This is a genomic window from Spirillospora sp. NPDC029432 (assembly GCF_040703975.1).
GTDB lineage: Bacteria > Actinomycetota > Actinomycetes > Streptosporangiales > Streptosporangiaceae > Spirillospora.
The window spans coordinates 1-13,982 of sequence record NZ_JBEZWH010000107.1; the positions used below are offsets into that span (position 1 = coordinate 1).

General features: G+C 72.5%; 11 protein-coding genes. 4 read left to right on the forward strand and 7 right to left on the reverse strand.

Annotation, left to right across the window (positions count from 1 at the left end):
• From AB0881_RS39785 to AB0881_RS39805, 5 genes are all read right to left on the reverse strand, one after another.
• Positions 1 to 1,113 (reverse strand): SseB family protein (locus AB0881_RS39785; RefSeq protein ID WP_366625837.1); only part of this gene is annotated, 1,113 nt, incomplete at its 3' end.
• A gap of 101 nt (positions 1,114 to 1,214) precedes the next feature.
• Complete coding sequence (locus AB0881_RS39790) at positions 1,215 to 2,798, reverse strand: hypothetical protein (RefSeq protein ID WP_366625859.1); 1,584 nt, start codon at positions 2,796 to 2,798, stop codon at positions 1,215 to 1,217.
• Between the two features lie 240 nt (positions 2,799 to 3,038).
• Positions 3,039 to 3,281 carry a hypothetical protein gene (locus AB0881_RS39795; protein ID WP_366625838.1) on the reverse strand — a complete coding sequence of 81 codons (243 nt, stop codon included), beginning with the start codon at positions 3,279 to 3,281 and terminating at the stop codon, positions 3,039 to 3,041.
• 182 nt (positions 3,282 to 3,463) lie between these two features.
• Complete coding sequence (locus AB0881_RS39800) at positions 3,464 to 4,234, reverse strand: cytochrome b/b6 domain-containing protein (RefSeq protein WP_366625839.1); 771 nt, start codon at positions 4,232 to 4,234, stop codon at positions 3,464 to 3,466.
• Entirely contained in the window at positions 4,221 to 4,931 is a 711-nt protein-coding gene (locus AB0881_RS39805) for a molybdopterin-dependent oxidoreductase (RefSeq protein WP_366625841.1), read from the reverse strand. Before AB0881_RS39805 ends, AB0881_RS39800 begins: the two co-directional genes overlap by 14 nt.
• An 83-nt stretch (positions 4,932 to 5,014) precedes the next feature.
• On the opposite strand from AB0881_RS39805, the gene AB0881_RS39810 reads away from it, so the two are divergent.
• The 3 genes from AB0881_RS39810 to AB0881_RS39820 all read left to right on the forward strand — a co-directional run bounded on the left by AB0881_RS39810 (position 5,015) and on the right by AB0881_RS39820 (position 10,149).
• Positions 5,015 to 5,596, forward strand: a complete 582-nt coding sequence (locus AB0881_RS39810; protein WP_366625843.1) for an HhH-GPD-type base excision DNA repair protein — start codon at positions 5,015 to 5,017, stop codon at positions 5,594 to 5,596.
• A gap of 389 nt (positions 5,597 to 5,985) precedes the next feature.
• Positions 5,986 to 8,175: a SpoIIE family protein phosphatase gene (locus AB0881_RS39815; protein WP_366625845.1), complete on the forward strand. Its 2,190-nt coding sequence runs from the start codon at positions 5,986 to 5,988 to the stop codon at positions 8,173 to 8,175.
• A gap of 300 nt (positions 8,176 to 8,475) precedes the next feature.
• Positions 8,476 to 10,149 (forward strand): RNA polymerase sigma factor, encoded by a 1,674-nt coding sequence (locus tag AB0881_RS39820; RefSeq protein WP_366625847.1) that lies wholly within the window; start codon positions 8,476 to 8,478, stop codon positions 10,147 to 10,149.
• Positions 10,150 to 10,350: 201 nt separating this feature from the next.
• Here AB0881_RS39820 and AB0881_RS39825 read toward each other — a convergent pair whose 3' ends face one another.
• On the reverse strand, positions 10,351 to 11,094 hold the full coding sequence (locus AB0881_RS39825; protein WP_366625849.1) for a peroxide stress protein YaaA: 744 nt from the start codon (positions 11,092 to 11,094) through the stop codon (positions 10,351 to 10,353).
• 241 nt (positions 11,095 to 11,335) lie between these two features.
• A complete protein-coding gene (locus AB0881_RS39830; RefSeq protein ID WP_366625851.1) occupies positions 11,336 to 11,566 on the reverse strand; it encodes a hypothetical protein in 231 nt (76 codons plus the stop codon).
• Positions 11,567 to 11,824: 258 nt separating this feature from the next.
• On the opposite strand from AB0881_RS39830, the gene AB0881_RS39835 reads away from it, so the two are divergent.
• A complete protein-coding gene (locus tag AB0881_RS39835) occupies positions 11,825 to 13,912 on the forward strand; it encodes a DNA topoisomerase IV subunit B (RefSeq protein ID WP_366625853.1) in 2,088 nt (695 codons plus the stop codon).
• Positions 13,913 to 13,982: the final 70 nt, after the last annotated feature.

Below are 13,982 nucleotides of genomic sequence, written 5' to 3' on the forward strand. Positions count from 1 at the left end.
CGGCGCGGCGGCGGGTCCGGCCGGCGGTACCGCCGGCGGCACGGGCGGTGCCACGGTCGGTGGCACGGCCGGCGGTACGGCCGGTGATACGGGCGGTGGCGGCGGCATCACCGGCTGCTGCGCCGCCGGCCGGGCCAGGGCGCGCTGCGTGGCGTCCAGCCGGTTGACGGCGGCGGCGTCCAGATGCACCTCGCTGGGCAGCCCCGGGTTGATCGCCAGCTGCCAGGCCGGGTCCGGCCAGCCCAGCGCCAGCTGCGCGAACGACGTCCGCCGGTACAGGTCGGGCCGGTGCCCCGAGCGCACCAGCGCCTGCGGCGAGGTGAACACGACGATGTACGTGCCGCTCCCGATCGTGGTCGTCGGGAGGTCGGCGGCCTCCGGGTCCTCCACGGCCGGGGCCGTGGACGGCAGCACGAGATCGGCCGACAGCAGCAGCTCGAAGTAGGTGGTGTGGTCGCCGCGCCCCTTGGCCTCGGCGAGCCGCGGCTCCAGCTCGTCCGGCCCGTCGGCGGCGGGCGGCCCCTGCTCGAAGCCGGGCACCGGGGCGGCCAGCGCCGGAACGCCCCCGGCGGGAGCCGCGGTCGCGGCGGCGGTCGCGTCCCCGTCCCAGCCGGCGCTCTCGGCCAGGGTGCTGCGCCGCTTGCTCACCCGGCCCGGGTCGGCGGTCTCGATGCCGAAGTCCAGCAGCTCGATCAGCCCGGTGCCGTGCCGGTGGAACGACTCGTACACCAGGTCGGACGGGCGCCGGACGCCCTGCACGTCGCGCAGCGCCGTGACCATGACGTCGGCGAGCCGGCCGTGGTCGCCGGCGGTGGCGTAGGCGGGCAGCTCGGTCCACCAGTTGCGCGGGCCGGCGTGCATGCTGCCGTCCGGTCCCGGCTCGGCGGGCGGCCGCCAGCCGGCCTCGCTCATGACCTCCTCGTCGGCGAGCGTCAGCAGCAGCGGCCCGTCGAGGAAGTTGTTGCTGACGGCCTCGGCGTACAGCCGGTCAGGCTCCCGCATCGCCTGGACGTAGTGGCGGCTCTCGTCGCGCTCGCGCACGATGAGGATGGTGTCCCGCTCCAGACCCGCGAGCTCGCGTCCCAGGTGCCGCGCGAACTCGGACCACTCCAACTAGATCACTCCCTACCGCCGGGCCGGGCCGCGACCCCCGCGCGACCGCTCCCCGAGATCCCGATGATTGTCGCCCGGGACGCCGCTGGCAAACCAGCCGCTCACTCGGGCGGCGCCACGTGACGGAGCACACGGAGCGCCCCGCGAAGTTCGCCCGGATCGTCGGCGTACGCGTCCAGGACGTCCATCAGCCGGTGCAGGATCTCGTGCCTTTCGAACCCCACGTCCAGCAGCGCCTGTGCGGTTTCCCACAGCTGGGGCGGGTCGCCGTCCCAGAGCCGCCGGGCGAGCCGCTCGTGCGCGTCCAGGTGCTCGGCGGACGCGCCCGGATGCTCGAACTCCAGCATGATCCGCCGGTCCTCCGGATCGGCGGGGTCGAGGGTGGACAGGTCGATCGCGCCGTGCCGCCCCGACTGCCGGTGCCGCCCGGTCAGGAACGGCAGCGCGAACGCGCGGCGGGGCAGCGCCTCCAGCTCGCCGTCCGGCAGCAGCCGCGCCACCAGGTCGCGGCTCAGCCCGAACGCCGCCGGATCGCGGTAGGCCTCGGCGAACTTGGCGGTGGCGTCCCAGACGGCGTCCAGGGTGGCCCGCACGCCCTCCTCGGGCAGCCCGGTCCGCTTGCCCGCCCACCGCACCCAGGCCGCCAGCACGTGCGGCACGGCCTCCTGCTCGGTCGGCGACAGCAGCACCTTGCGCGGCAGCCAGTCGAGCAGGAACATCTCGCACTTGGTCGGGCTCACCCGCAGCGGCCGGCCGAAATCGTGCGCGCAGCCGTAGTCGATGATCCGGTCGACGCAGCGCGAGGCGGCCGACAGGTCCGACAGGTCCTCGGCCTCGTCGGAGGACAGGAACCGGGCGGCGATCGTCGCGCGCCGGTCGCGGCCGTACACCGCGGGCTGCGGCGCCCGCCCGCCCGGCGGCAGCAGCGCCACCCGGGCCCGCACGAACGCGTGGTACGAGCCGAACTTCTCCGCGACCGGCGGGTCGCGCGCCTCGTCGGTGAACTCCAGCGCCCGGCGCAGCACCGCCCGCGTGTCGCGCGGGTCGAGCCGCTCGAAGAGCATCAGCGGGTTGGTGCGCCCCTCCCACCTGCAGTGGTCGAGCAGCCGGTCGACGTGGGAGGAGACCCAGGCGTCGCGGACCATGCCGGCGGCCGGCGGGTGCCCGCCGCCGTTGCCGTGGGACGGGAGCGTGCCGGGGAACCCGGGGAACGCGCTCCCGGCGCCGGTGCCGTGCAGCAGCGACCCCTGGACGGCCGACGCCTTCGTCCGGTCGACGACGACCACCAGGGCGTGCCGGTCGCGGCCGCCGTAGGTGAAGGTGCAGATCACCGACTCCTGGTCGCCGTAGACGTCGCGGGAGACGTGGCAGCCCTCCAGCGCGACCGTGCCGACCCGGTCGGCCCAGCCGGGGCGCGCGACGCCGCGTTCCATCAGGGCCAGCGCCGCCCGCTCGGCCCGGGCCGCCTGGCGCGGCGTGCCCAGGTAGGCCATCCCGGTGAGCAGGGCCAGCGCGGCGGGGGTGCCGACGCGGCCGGCGTGGTCGATCAGCGCCTCGCCGATGACCTCCTCGACGTCGCCGTCGGGGACCCGGCGGCCCCACCACGAGCCCAGGATCTCGCTGACGATCAGCTCGGCGTCCAGCGGGCTGCGGACGGCCAGCAGCTCGCGCGCGTGGCGCAGCATCCCGTCGAAGATCGCGGAGATCTCGTCCGAGGACGGCGGGCCGTCCCGGGGCGGCTCCCCGGAGGACTGGCGGCGGCTGCGGGGACTCACGCCCCTAGCTTCTCAGATCCGGCGCCGGTACTCGCCCAGGACGTCGGCGACGGCGGGAAACGGCGGGAAAGGGACGCGCCGGAATCCGGGCCGGTCACCGTCCGCTCACCGTCCGAGGCCGCGCGCGCCGCGCTCGCGCGGCCCCGCCGCTCACGCGTCGGGACCGCCGACGCGCCCCGACGGCGGCTCGGACTTCACCATGCCGACCAGATGCTCCCGGGCCATGCGCTCCACCAGCGCCGGGGTGGCGTCCAGACCCAGATGGGTCGCGCACGCCTGGACATCGGCGACACAGCGCTCGACGGTGTCGGGAGTGAAGATCGCGAATTCCAGCGAGAGCCGTCCGGTGAGCAGCCGGCGGATCTCGCCGCGGCGGTCGGCCAGTGCGGGCATCAACGCAGCGCCTCCGAGCCCGAGGGTCCGGCGGGACGGGGTGAACCGCCGGGAGCGGGACGGGCGGGCGCGATCGTTCCGTGACGACCCGTGAACACCGTGCCGATCAGCGCTTTCGGGTCCGGCGGGGACGCGCCGCCAACCTCGCCTCGCGTCTCATTCCAGCGCTTTTGCGGTGAGTGTCAAGACCTATCCGGCGGGGTCTTCAGGACGTTCTCCGGAGGTTCTCCCGGGCGTTCCGGAGCGTGCCTTTCCGGGTACGCATCCGGACGGCTCATCGCCTCGGTCCCGTCGATCTCGTCCATCCTGTCGATCTCGTCGAGCCAGCCGGCGTGGTGGCGGGCCGCCCACGCCCGGTCCACCCGCCCGGTCGCCATGGCCCCGAGCGCGCCCCGGTCGCGCAGGGCGTACCAGAGGTGGCCGATCGTCACGATGAGCACGAGCAGGAACAGCCAGTCGTGGACGAACGTGGCGCCGGTCCGCCAGCGGTCCGGCCACGGATCCGGGAACGTCATGATCGTCCCGGTGCCGAGCAGCACCAGGATCGCGCCCGCGGTGAACGCGGCGTTCAGCTTCTGGCCCGCGTTGAACTTGCCCACCGGCACGACCCCGCGATCGAGGCCGCCCGTGCGCGCCACCGCCCGCCGGTCGCCGCGGCGCAGCCAGTCCCGGTCGTGCGGGGTGAACCGGTCGAGCCTGCGCAGGTCCAGCCGGAACGCCTCCGACGCCAGGCCGAACAGCACGGGCAGCGGCAGCGCGTACCCGGCCCAGATGTGCAGCGGCTTGAGCAGGTCCCGGCGCCCCACCGCGGCCGACAGCGCCGGTACGTACAGCAGCGCGGCCGTGACCAGGCAGACCAGCATCAGCAGGGCCGTCGCGTGGTGGACCCACCGCTCGGCCGCCGTGAACCGGAGCAGCCGGCCCGGCGGGCCGGGCGGGTCAGGTGGGGGCATCGTTCCGTCCGTTCGACCGGCCGACCCAGGCGTCGACGTCATAACCGCGTCGCTCCCAGTAACCGGAGACGACCTTTTCCGTAAGCTCGATGCCGCCCAGCCACTTGAGCGACTTGTAGCCGTACATCGGGGCCACGAAGAGCCGCACCGGCCCGCCGTGGTCGTGGGTCACCGGCGCGCCCAGCATCTCCGTCGCCACCAGCACGTCCCGCCGCCGCGCCTGCTCCAGCGTCAGCGACTCGGTGTAGACCCCGTCGAACGAGATGAACCGGACCGCGCGGGCCCGCGAAGAGACGCCCACCGCGTCCAGCAGGTCGGGCAGGGCCACCCCCGCCCACATCACCTCGGGCACCCGCCACCCCGTCACGCACTGGAAGTCGCGCGTCAGGCGCGTCTGGGGGAGCGCCGCCAGGTCGGCCATGCCGAACGACCGGCGCTCGCGCACGAGGCCGCCCACGGTCACCCGGTGCTCCGCCGGGCGGCGGGGCCGCACGCTCCCGACGACCGAGTAGTAGCGGAAGCCGCCCGTGCCCGGCAGGACCTCGCCGATCTGGTTCACCGGCGCGAGGGCGCGGTTCACCCCGCGCTGGACGGACGCGCCGACCGCGACGCCGGCCGCGCCCAGGCCGAGCATGCCGAGCACGATCCGCCGCCCTACCGGCGCGCCCTCCGCCCGTTCCGTATCGAAATCCGCCACATGCTCCATTCGAGCACTCCGGCGGCGCCGCCACCATGCCTGCGGCGCCCCCGTAAGGAAACGGTGAGATCTAAGCTGGCCCCATGGCCACCCAGGTTGTTCTCGCGCAGAAGCCCGAGGCCGACGAGCTGCTCGGACGCAGCCCGCTGGCCGCCCTGACCGGCATGCTGCTCGACCAGCAGGTCCCGATGGAATGGGCGTTCACCGGCCCGTACACGATCGCGCGGCGGCTCGGGGCCGACGACCTCGACGCGCACGAGATCGCCGCGTACGACCCGGAGCGGTTCGCCGCGCTGCTCTCGGAGAAGCCGGCCGTGCACCGCTACCCCGGTTCGATGGCCAAGCGGATCCAGCAGCTCTGCCAGTACCTCGTCGAGCACTACGACGGTGACGCCGGGGCGATCTGGCGGGACGTGGACAGCGGCAAGGAGCTGTTCAAGCGGCTCAACGCGCTGCCCGGCTACGGGAAGCAGAAGGCGCAGATCTTCACCGCGCTGCTGGGCAAGCAGTACGGCGTGCGGCCCGAGGGGTGGCGCGAGGCGGCCGGCGACTACGGCGCGGAGGGGTCGCGGCGGTCGGTCGCCGACATCACCGGGCCCGAGTCGCTGGCCGAGGTGCGGGCGTTCAAGCAGGAGATGAAGGCCGCCGCCAAGGCGAAGAAGTGATCGCCGGCGGCGCGTCTTTGCCGTCTTTTTGCCGGCGGATAGCGCCAGGGCAGGAGCCTGTTCGGGGCGTCCGGAACTCGCCGGGCTAGCGCGCCCGCCGGGCGTGTCGGGCGCGGGCGTCGTACCATCACGTACTCGCCGTCCGTGTGGACGCCTCCCGCCGCCCGGGCGGGCCGGCGCGGGCGGCGTCCGAATCCGGAGGTCGGCGCCGTGAGCCGCGTGACACAGATGCCGCGGGGACTTCCGTCGGCGGCGAACCACCGGGATGATGAGTACCTGACTTCGACGGGTGTTGTGATGGAGGCGGGAGCGCTAGCCTGCTCCCATTCACGCATAGTGATGACGAACTGCCGCGCGGTACGGGACCCCCTGGGGCGGAGGTGTTGCCGATGAGCACCGACACGTCCGTTCCGCATCCCCGGATCGCCGGGGTGGAGGGCCGGCCCATGGATGCGTCCGATTCCGCCCTGTACGCGACATTGATGGACCGGGCCCCGGCGGGTCTGGCGATCTTCGACACCGGCCTGCGCTGCCGCCGGGCCAACGCCGCGCTCCCCGAGCTGCTGGGCGTGCCCGGCACCGATCCGCACCGGCGGCGGCCCGGCGAGTTCCTGCCCGCCGAGCTGGCCTCCGCGGTCGAGGGCGCGCTGCGCACGGTGCTCGCCGATGAGCAGGCGATCACCGAGTCCGACCTGACCGTGCCGCTGCCCCGCGAGGAGCGGGCGCCGGGCGAGATGGGCGAGATGGCCGGCATGGGGGAGATGGTGGAGCCCGCCGTCCCCGTCCCCGGGCCGCCCGCCACCACCGTCGCCGCCGGCTCCCGCGTGCTGGCCTGCACCTGGCTGCCCGCCCGCGGCGAGGACGGCCGGCTCACCGGCGTCGTGCTGACCGCGCAGGACGTGACCGAGCGGCGCCGCGCCGAGGAGGTCATCCGGCGCAAGGAGCAGCGCTACCGCTCGCTGGTGGAGGCCAGCTCCCAGGTCGTCTGGGTGGCCTCGCCGGACGGCGGCGTGATCGACGACGCGCCCGAATGGCGCTCGATCACCGGCCAGACGCCCGACGACTACGCCACCGGCGGCTGGCTGGCCGTGGTGCACCCCGAGGACCGGCCCCGGATCGAGGCCGTCTGGCGCGAGTGCGTCGGCGACGACCGGGTGTTCGAGACCAACTACCGCATCCGCACCAAGAGCGGCGCGTACCGCCACTTCGACGTGCGCGCCGTGCCGATCTGGCGCGGCGACACGGTGATCGAGTGGGTCGGCGCCAACACCGACGTCACCGGCCAGCGCGAGGCCGAGGAGATGCGCGGCCGGCTCACCGAGCAGCTGTCGGCCGCCGCGCTGCGCACCGCCCGCCTCCAGCAGGCCACCTCGATGCTGGCCGAGGCGCTCACCGTCAGCCAGGTCGTCCAGGTGATCACCGAGGTGGGCCGGTCGGCGATCGGCGCCGACTACTCCGCCGTCGCCCTGCTCGACGACGACAAGCTGCGGCTGAGCATCGTGACCCCGTCCTCGCCCGGCACCGAGGCGCGGCCCTCCTCCCGCGAGGACTTCAAGGTCAGCGACCAGACCGTGATGTCGGTGGCCGTCCGCGAGAGCCGCCCGTTCCTGGCCGAGCATCCCGACAGCCTCCGGCTCCAGCTGGGCCGCGACGAGGCCGGGCTGTTCCTCCAGCACACCGAGGAGCGCGCCTGGGCGGGCCTGCCGCTGCTGGCGGCCGGCGCCCCGATCGGCGCGCTGCGGTTCTCGTTCACCCGGCCCCGGGAGATCACCGAGGAGGAGCGGGTCTTCCTGGAGGCGCTGGCCGGCCAGTGCGCCCTGGCGGTCGAGCGGGCGCTGCTGTTCGAGCGCGAGCACAAGACCGCCGAGGAGCTGCAGCGCAGCCTGCTCCCCAGCGACCTGCCCCAGCTGCCCGGCATGGTGCTGGCGGCCCGCTACAACCCCGCGACCCGGCACGTCCAGGTCGGCGGCGACTGGTACGACGTGTTCCGCCTCCCCGACGACCGGCTCGCCGTGGCGGTCGGCGACGTGATGGGCAAGGGCGTGCTCGCCGCGGCCGGAATGGGCCGCGTCCGCAACGCGCTGCGCGCCCTGGCGCTGAACGACCCGCGCCCCGCGGCCGTGCTGGCCGGGCTCGACCGGCTGTTCAGCGCGACCGAGGACGAGGAGCAGTTCACCACGGTCGCCTACGCGGTGATCGACCCCGAGACCGGCCACGGCGCGTTCAGCAACGCCGGCCACCCGCCGCCGCTGCTGATCTCCGCCGACGCCCCCGCCAGGGTCAGCTCGCTGGAGCCCGGGACGCCGCTCGGCTGGCCCTCCCAGCGGCAGCAGACAAGTTTTTCCATCGAGACCGGCAACACTGTGGTCTTCTATTCCGATGGACTTGTGGAGAACCGTAGGCGTGGGGTGGACGCCGGCCTGGAGGAGCTTGTCGCCGTGGCGGCCGACGCCCCACCTGAAGTGGTAGGAGATCCGGAGAGAGTCGTCGACTTCCTGGTCGATCGGATGCTTGCGGGTTACGAGCAAGTGGACGATGTGACCGTACTCGCCCTGCACGTCCCGCCGAAGCCCGAGTGATCTCCGCCGCCGGAGCGCGCCGGGGCGGCTCCGCGTACGAGTCCGGAGAAGGCCACGATACGGCCGGAACCCGGCACCACACGTACGAAGGACCGCCCAGCGCCCCCTAAGGTGGTGTGTTACCGGGGAGGACACCGGATGCGGAATGCGCGGCAGTCCCAGAATGCTTGACCCAGTAAGAGCGGGTACGCTGCGGTCCGCATAAGGTGGCCCACCCAGTGTGTGGTCCCACCCCGTGTGAGGCCGGGCCCGTCAGGGCACTTGGGTCAACCAAGCCACACGTTCGTTCGAGAGGTATTTGTGTCGCCTGCTAGCTCGACCTCGAAAGCGTCAGATCTGCACGAGCATGTCATCGCGCAACTGATCGAGCGTGAACGGTCCCAGGGTTACCTCGACGCCGACTACGTACGACGTACGTTCGAAGAGGCCGACATTCCCGTGTCACAGGCCTCCAGCATCCTGCGGAGCCTGAGCAAGGAGGGTGTGACCGTCATGGTGAGCGCTGCCGACTCAGCGGCGCCCAAGCGATCGCGCAAGCGCGCGACGCCGGCGGCGCGCAGGCCCAAGACCGCCGCCGCGGCCGCCAAGGAGCAGCCCGACACGGTGACCGCGGTGGTCGAGGACGGCGCAGAGGAGACCCCGGCGCCGGCGCCCACGCCGGCCGCCGTCGCGAAGAAGGCCGAGGCCCGCAAGGGCACGGCCGCCAAGGCCAAGAAGGCCCCTGCCAAGAAGGGCGCCGCCGCCAAGGCCGCCCCGGTGAAGGGCGCGGCCAAGCCGGGCCCCGCCAAGAAGGGCGCCGAGGACGACCCCGAGCTCGAGGACGACGTCGACGTCACCGACCTCGAGGACCTCGACGACCTCGAGGGCGACCTGGAGGTCGCGGCCGAGGACGACGCCGCCGACGAGCAGCCCGAGGAGGAGGCCGCCCCGGCGGCCCCCGTCGCCGCGGCCGCGCCCGGCAAGCCCGGCGTCCCCGGCAAGCCCGCGGGCAACGAGGAGGAGGGCTTCGTCCTCGGCGACGACGACGAGGACGCCCCCGCCCAGCAGATCGCCGCCGCCGGCGCCACCGCCGACCCGGTCAAGGACTACCTCAAGCAGATCGGCAAGGTCCCCCTGCTCAACGCCGAGCAGGAGGTCGAGCTGGCCAAGCGGATCGAGGCCGGCCTGTTCGCCGAGGAGCGGCTGGCCGCCGACGGCCCGTCGATGTCCGAGGAGGACCTCGACGACTTCGAGTGGATCGCCGAGGACGGCCGCCGCGCCAAGAACCACCTGCTGGAGGCCAACCTCCGGCTGGTCGTCTCGCTGGCCAAGCGCTACACCGGCCGCGGCATGCTGTTCCTGGACCTGATCCAGGAGGGCAACCTGGGCCTGATCCGCGCGGTCGAGAAGTTCGATTACACCAAGGGCTACAAGTTCTCCACGTACGCCACCTGGTGGATCCGGCAGGCGATCACCCGCGCGATGGCCGACCAGGCCCGCACCATCCGCATCCCGGTGCACATGGTCGAGGTCATCAACAAGCTGGCCCGCGTGCAGCGCCAGATGCTCCAGGACCTGGGCCGCGAGCCCACCCCGGAGGAGCTGGCCAAGGAGCTCGACATGACCCCGGAGAAGGTCGTCGAGGTCCAGAAGTACGGCCGCGAGCCGATCTCGCTGCACACCCCGCTGGGCGAGGACGGCGACAGCGAGTTCGGCGACCTGATCGAGGACTCCGAGGCGATCGTCCCGGCCGACGCGGTCAGCTTCACGCTGCTGCAGGAGCAGCTGCACTCGGTCCTGGACACGCTCAGCGAGCGCGAGGCCGGCGTGGTCTCGATGCGGTTCGGCCTGACCGACGGCCAGCCCAAGACGCTGGACGAGATCGGCAAGGTCTACGGCGTGACCCGCGAGCGGATCCGCCAGATCGAGTCCAAGACCATGTCCAAGCTGCGCCACCCGTCCCGCTCCCAGGTCCTGCGCGACTACCTGGACTAGGACGCCTGGGCGCGCCGACGCCGCACTCACGGAGACACCCCGCCGCCGCGGGGTGTCTTCGTTCGGTGCGAAAATCCTTACCCGGCGGATACCTGACCGACCCCTGGCCGGAAGTGGCCAGGGGGCAGGGCCTGCCGAGCGGCCTGCCGCCACCCCGGCATCGCCCCGGGGCGATGCCTCTCTGGCCGGAACGGGTCAGGGTCAGGTGTGCAGGATGATGTCGAGGTCGCCGCCGTTCAGCTCGGCGGTGTGGCCGAGGTCGGCGACGGCCTTCAGCAGCTCCTCGGGCGTGGCCGGGTCGGCGCCCGCCGCGATCAGGTCGTGCGCGACCTTGCCGCGGGTGGCCTTGGCCATGTGGCTGACCACGGTCCGCTTGGGCACGCCGCCCAGGATGCGCTCGCGGAAGACGCGCACCCGCACGGCGGGCTCGGGGGCCTTCCACGCCGACATGTACGGCCCGGAGCGCATGTCCACCACCAGCCGGCCCGCGGGTCGCAGGGCCGCCTCGAGGGCGGGGCGCCACAGGGCGGCGAGTTTGCCCTCGGGCGGCAGCGCCACGCCCATGGCGAGGCGGTACGGCGGGATCCGGTCGGTCAGCCGCAGCGCCCCCCACAGGCCCGAGAACACGATGATCCGGTCGGCGGCGGCCGCCGGGTCCAGGTCGCGGAGCGCCAGGTTGTCGTACAGGACGCCGGTGTAGAGCTCGGAGACCGGCAGCGTGGGGGCGTTCATCAGGGCGCGGTTGCGCTCCAGGGCCTCCTGCGTCTGCCCTTCGGGCAGGCCCAGCACCTCGCGCGCGTCATCGCGCAGGCAGGCCTCGCCGAGGGCGCCGAGGACGCGCCGGCGGACGGGGTTCAGCTCGGGGAGACTCAGGCCCTCCAGGTCGAGCGGAGGGCCGTCCCCGCCGGCGGCCTTGCGTTCCGATGGCGGCAGCAGAATGAGCACGTTCCCCCCGTCTCCGTCCGTCCGCGTAGGGTCGATCATGATGGGCGTCCGGTCCCTTCAGGATATTCGCCGCGCCGAATGCGCCGGGCCGGGGGCGCCCAGGATGAATACGCAGCGTAATTTATCGCTCACGTTATGAAGTCGAGCGTTGTTCGCTCGCTTTCGGAGATTTCTCCGGAATGTGTGAACGGCGGCCACCGTCGCGGTGACCGCCGTTCCGGGGATTCTTTTATTTCGAGGCTTACCGCTCCTCGGCGGACGCGGTGGCCGGGGTTTCGTTGAGCCTGTCGGTCTCGTCCTGAATGTCGGCCCCGCTGGCGCGGAGGGCTTCTGCGTACTTGCGTCCGTGGTGGGCGCAGAACAGAAGGTCGCCGCCGCCTACAAGGACAGCACGGACGTAGGCCTGGGCACCGCAGCGGTCGCAACGGTCAGCGACGGACAGCGGCTTGGTTGGGGCAAGGGCTCCAGTCACGGCACCTTCCTCATGCTCGGGGTCGGTACTTAAGACAACATCTAACCTGACGTCGGCGTTCCCAACCTGTTTGTGCGTACGCCCACAGCAGAATGGGCCGGTAAGTGACCCAAATCACAGCCGAGGGGTGCGCCGGGCGGGTTCCATGACGAAGATCGGCGCACGTGTATCAGGTGCGGCGGCGAGCCTGTAAGTGGAGTGTCGGTGCCCAGGGGTACCCTCTTGCCGAATGTCCTACCCCCGAGGAGCACAGGCACGTTGACCGCCGCGACCGCAGAAGCCACCACCGACGATTCGCACGGCTACTCCGCCCGGCACCTTTCGGTGCTGGAGGGCCTGGAGGCCGTGCGCAAGCGACCCGGCATGTACATCGGGTCCACCGACAGCCGTGGGCTCGCCCACTGCCTCTGGGAGATCGTCGACAACAGCGTCGACGAGGCCCTGGCCGGATACTGCACGCACATCAGCGTGACACTGCGCGCCGACGGGTCGTTCGAGGTCGGCGACAACGGCCGTGGCATCCCGGTCGACATCGAGCCCAAGACCAAGCTGCCGGGCGTCGAGCTGGTGATGACCCGGCTGCACGCCGGCGGCAAGTTCGGCGGCGTCTCCTACACCGCGTCCGGCGGCCTGCACGGCGTCGGCGCCTCGGTGGTCAACGCGCTGTCGGCGCGGCTGGACGTCGAGGTCGACCGCGACGGCGCCACCCACGCGATCAGCTTCCGCCGCGGGCTGCCCGGCGAGTTCGCCGACGAGCGCCCCAACTCCCGCTTCAAGCGGCGGTCCGGCGTCCGCCAGGTCCGCAAGGTCGCGCGCAAGACCACCGGCACCCGCACCCGGTTCTGGCCCGACATGCAGATCTTCCTCAAGGGCGCCACCGTCGAGCAGAGCCAGGTGCTCGACCGGATGCGGCAGACCGCGTTCCTCATCCCGGGCCTGACCATCGACGTGCGCGACGAGCGCGGCGACGAGGTCGTCGACGAGACGTTCCGGTTCGACGGCGGCATCAGCGAGTACTGCTCCTACCTCGCCAAGGACGCCCCGATCGTCGACGTGCTGCGGCTCCAGGGCCGGGGCCACTTCACCGAGACCGTCCCGGTGCTGGACGACCAGGGCCATCTGGTCCCGACCGACGTCGAGCGCGATCTGGAGGTGGACGTCGCGCTGCGCTGGGGGAGCGGCTTCGACACCATCACCAAGTCGTTCGTCAACGTCATCGCCACGCCCAAGGGCGGCACGCACGTGCGCGGCTTCGACCGCGCCCTGATCCGGGTGCTCAACGAGCAGCTGCGGGCGTCCAAGCTGCTGAAGAACAGCGACGAGGACGTCGTCAAGGACGACGTCCTGGAGGGCCTGACCGCCGTGGTCACGGTGCGGCTGCCCGAGCCGCAGTTCGAGGGGCAGACCAAGGAGGTGCTGGGCACCTCGGCCGCCGCCCGGATCGTGTCGCAAGTGGTGGGCCGCGAGCTCAAGGCGGTCTTCGAGAACCCGGGGCGCGGCCAGAAGCAGGCGCTGCGCGCGGTGCTGGAGAAGGTCGTCGGCGCCGCCAAGACGCGGATCGCCGCCCGGACGCAGCGCGACAACCAGCGCCGCAAGAACGCCCTGGAGAACAGCGCCCTCCCGGCCAAGCTCGTCGACTGCCGGACCGCCGACGACCGCAGCGAGCTGTTCATCGTCGAGGGCGACTCGGCGCTGGGCACCGCCAAGCTGGCCCGCGACTCCGAGTTCCAGGCGCTGCTGCCGATCCGCGGCAAGATCCTCAACGTGCAGAAGGCGTCGGTCGCCGACGTGCTCAAGAACGCCGAGTGCGCCGCGATCATCCAGGTGATCGGGGCCGGCTCGGGCCGCACGTTCGACCTGGACTCGGCCCGGTACGGCCGGATCATCCTGATGGCCGACGCCGATGTGGACGGCTCGCACATCCGCACCCTGCTGCTGACGCTGATGTACCGCTACATGCGGCCGATGCTGGAGGCGGGCCGGGTCTTCGCGGCCGTCCCGCCGCTGCACCGGATCGAGCTGATCAAGCCCAAGAAGGGCCAGGACAAGTACGTCTACTGCTATAGCGACGCCGAGCTGCGCAAGAAGCTGGTGGAGTTCGAGCGCAAGGGGATGCGCTGGAAGGAGCCGGTCCAGCGCTACAAGGGCCTCGGTGAGATGGACGCCGACCAGCTGGCCGAGACGACCATGGACCCGCGGCACCGCATCCTGCGCCGGATCCGGATCGAGGCCGCCGAGGAGGCGGCCAAGATCTTCGAGCTGCTGATGGGCAGCGAGGTGGCCCCGCGCCGCGAGTTCATCACCGCCGGCGCGGCCGAGCTCGACATCGAGCGCATCGACACCTGATCCGTACCTGACCGGCATCGGGTCCGGTTTCTGGCGAATCCCCGGGGCGGGCCGCTCGAATGAGCGGCCC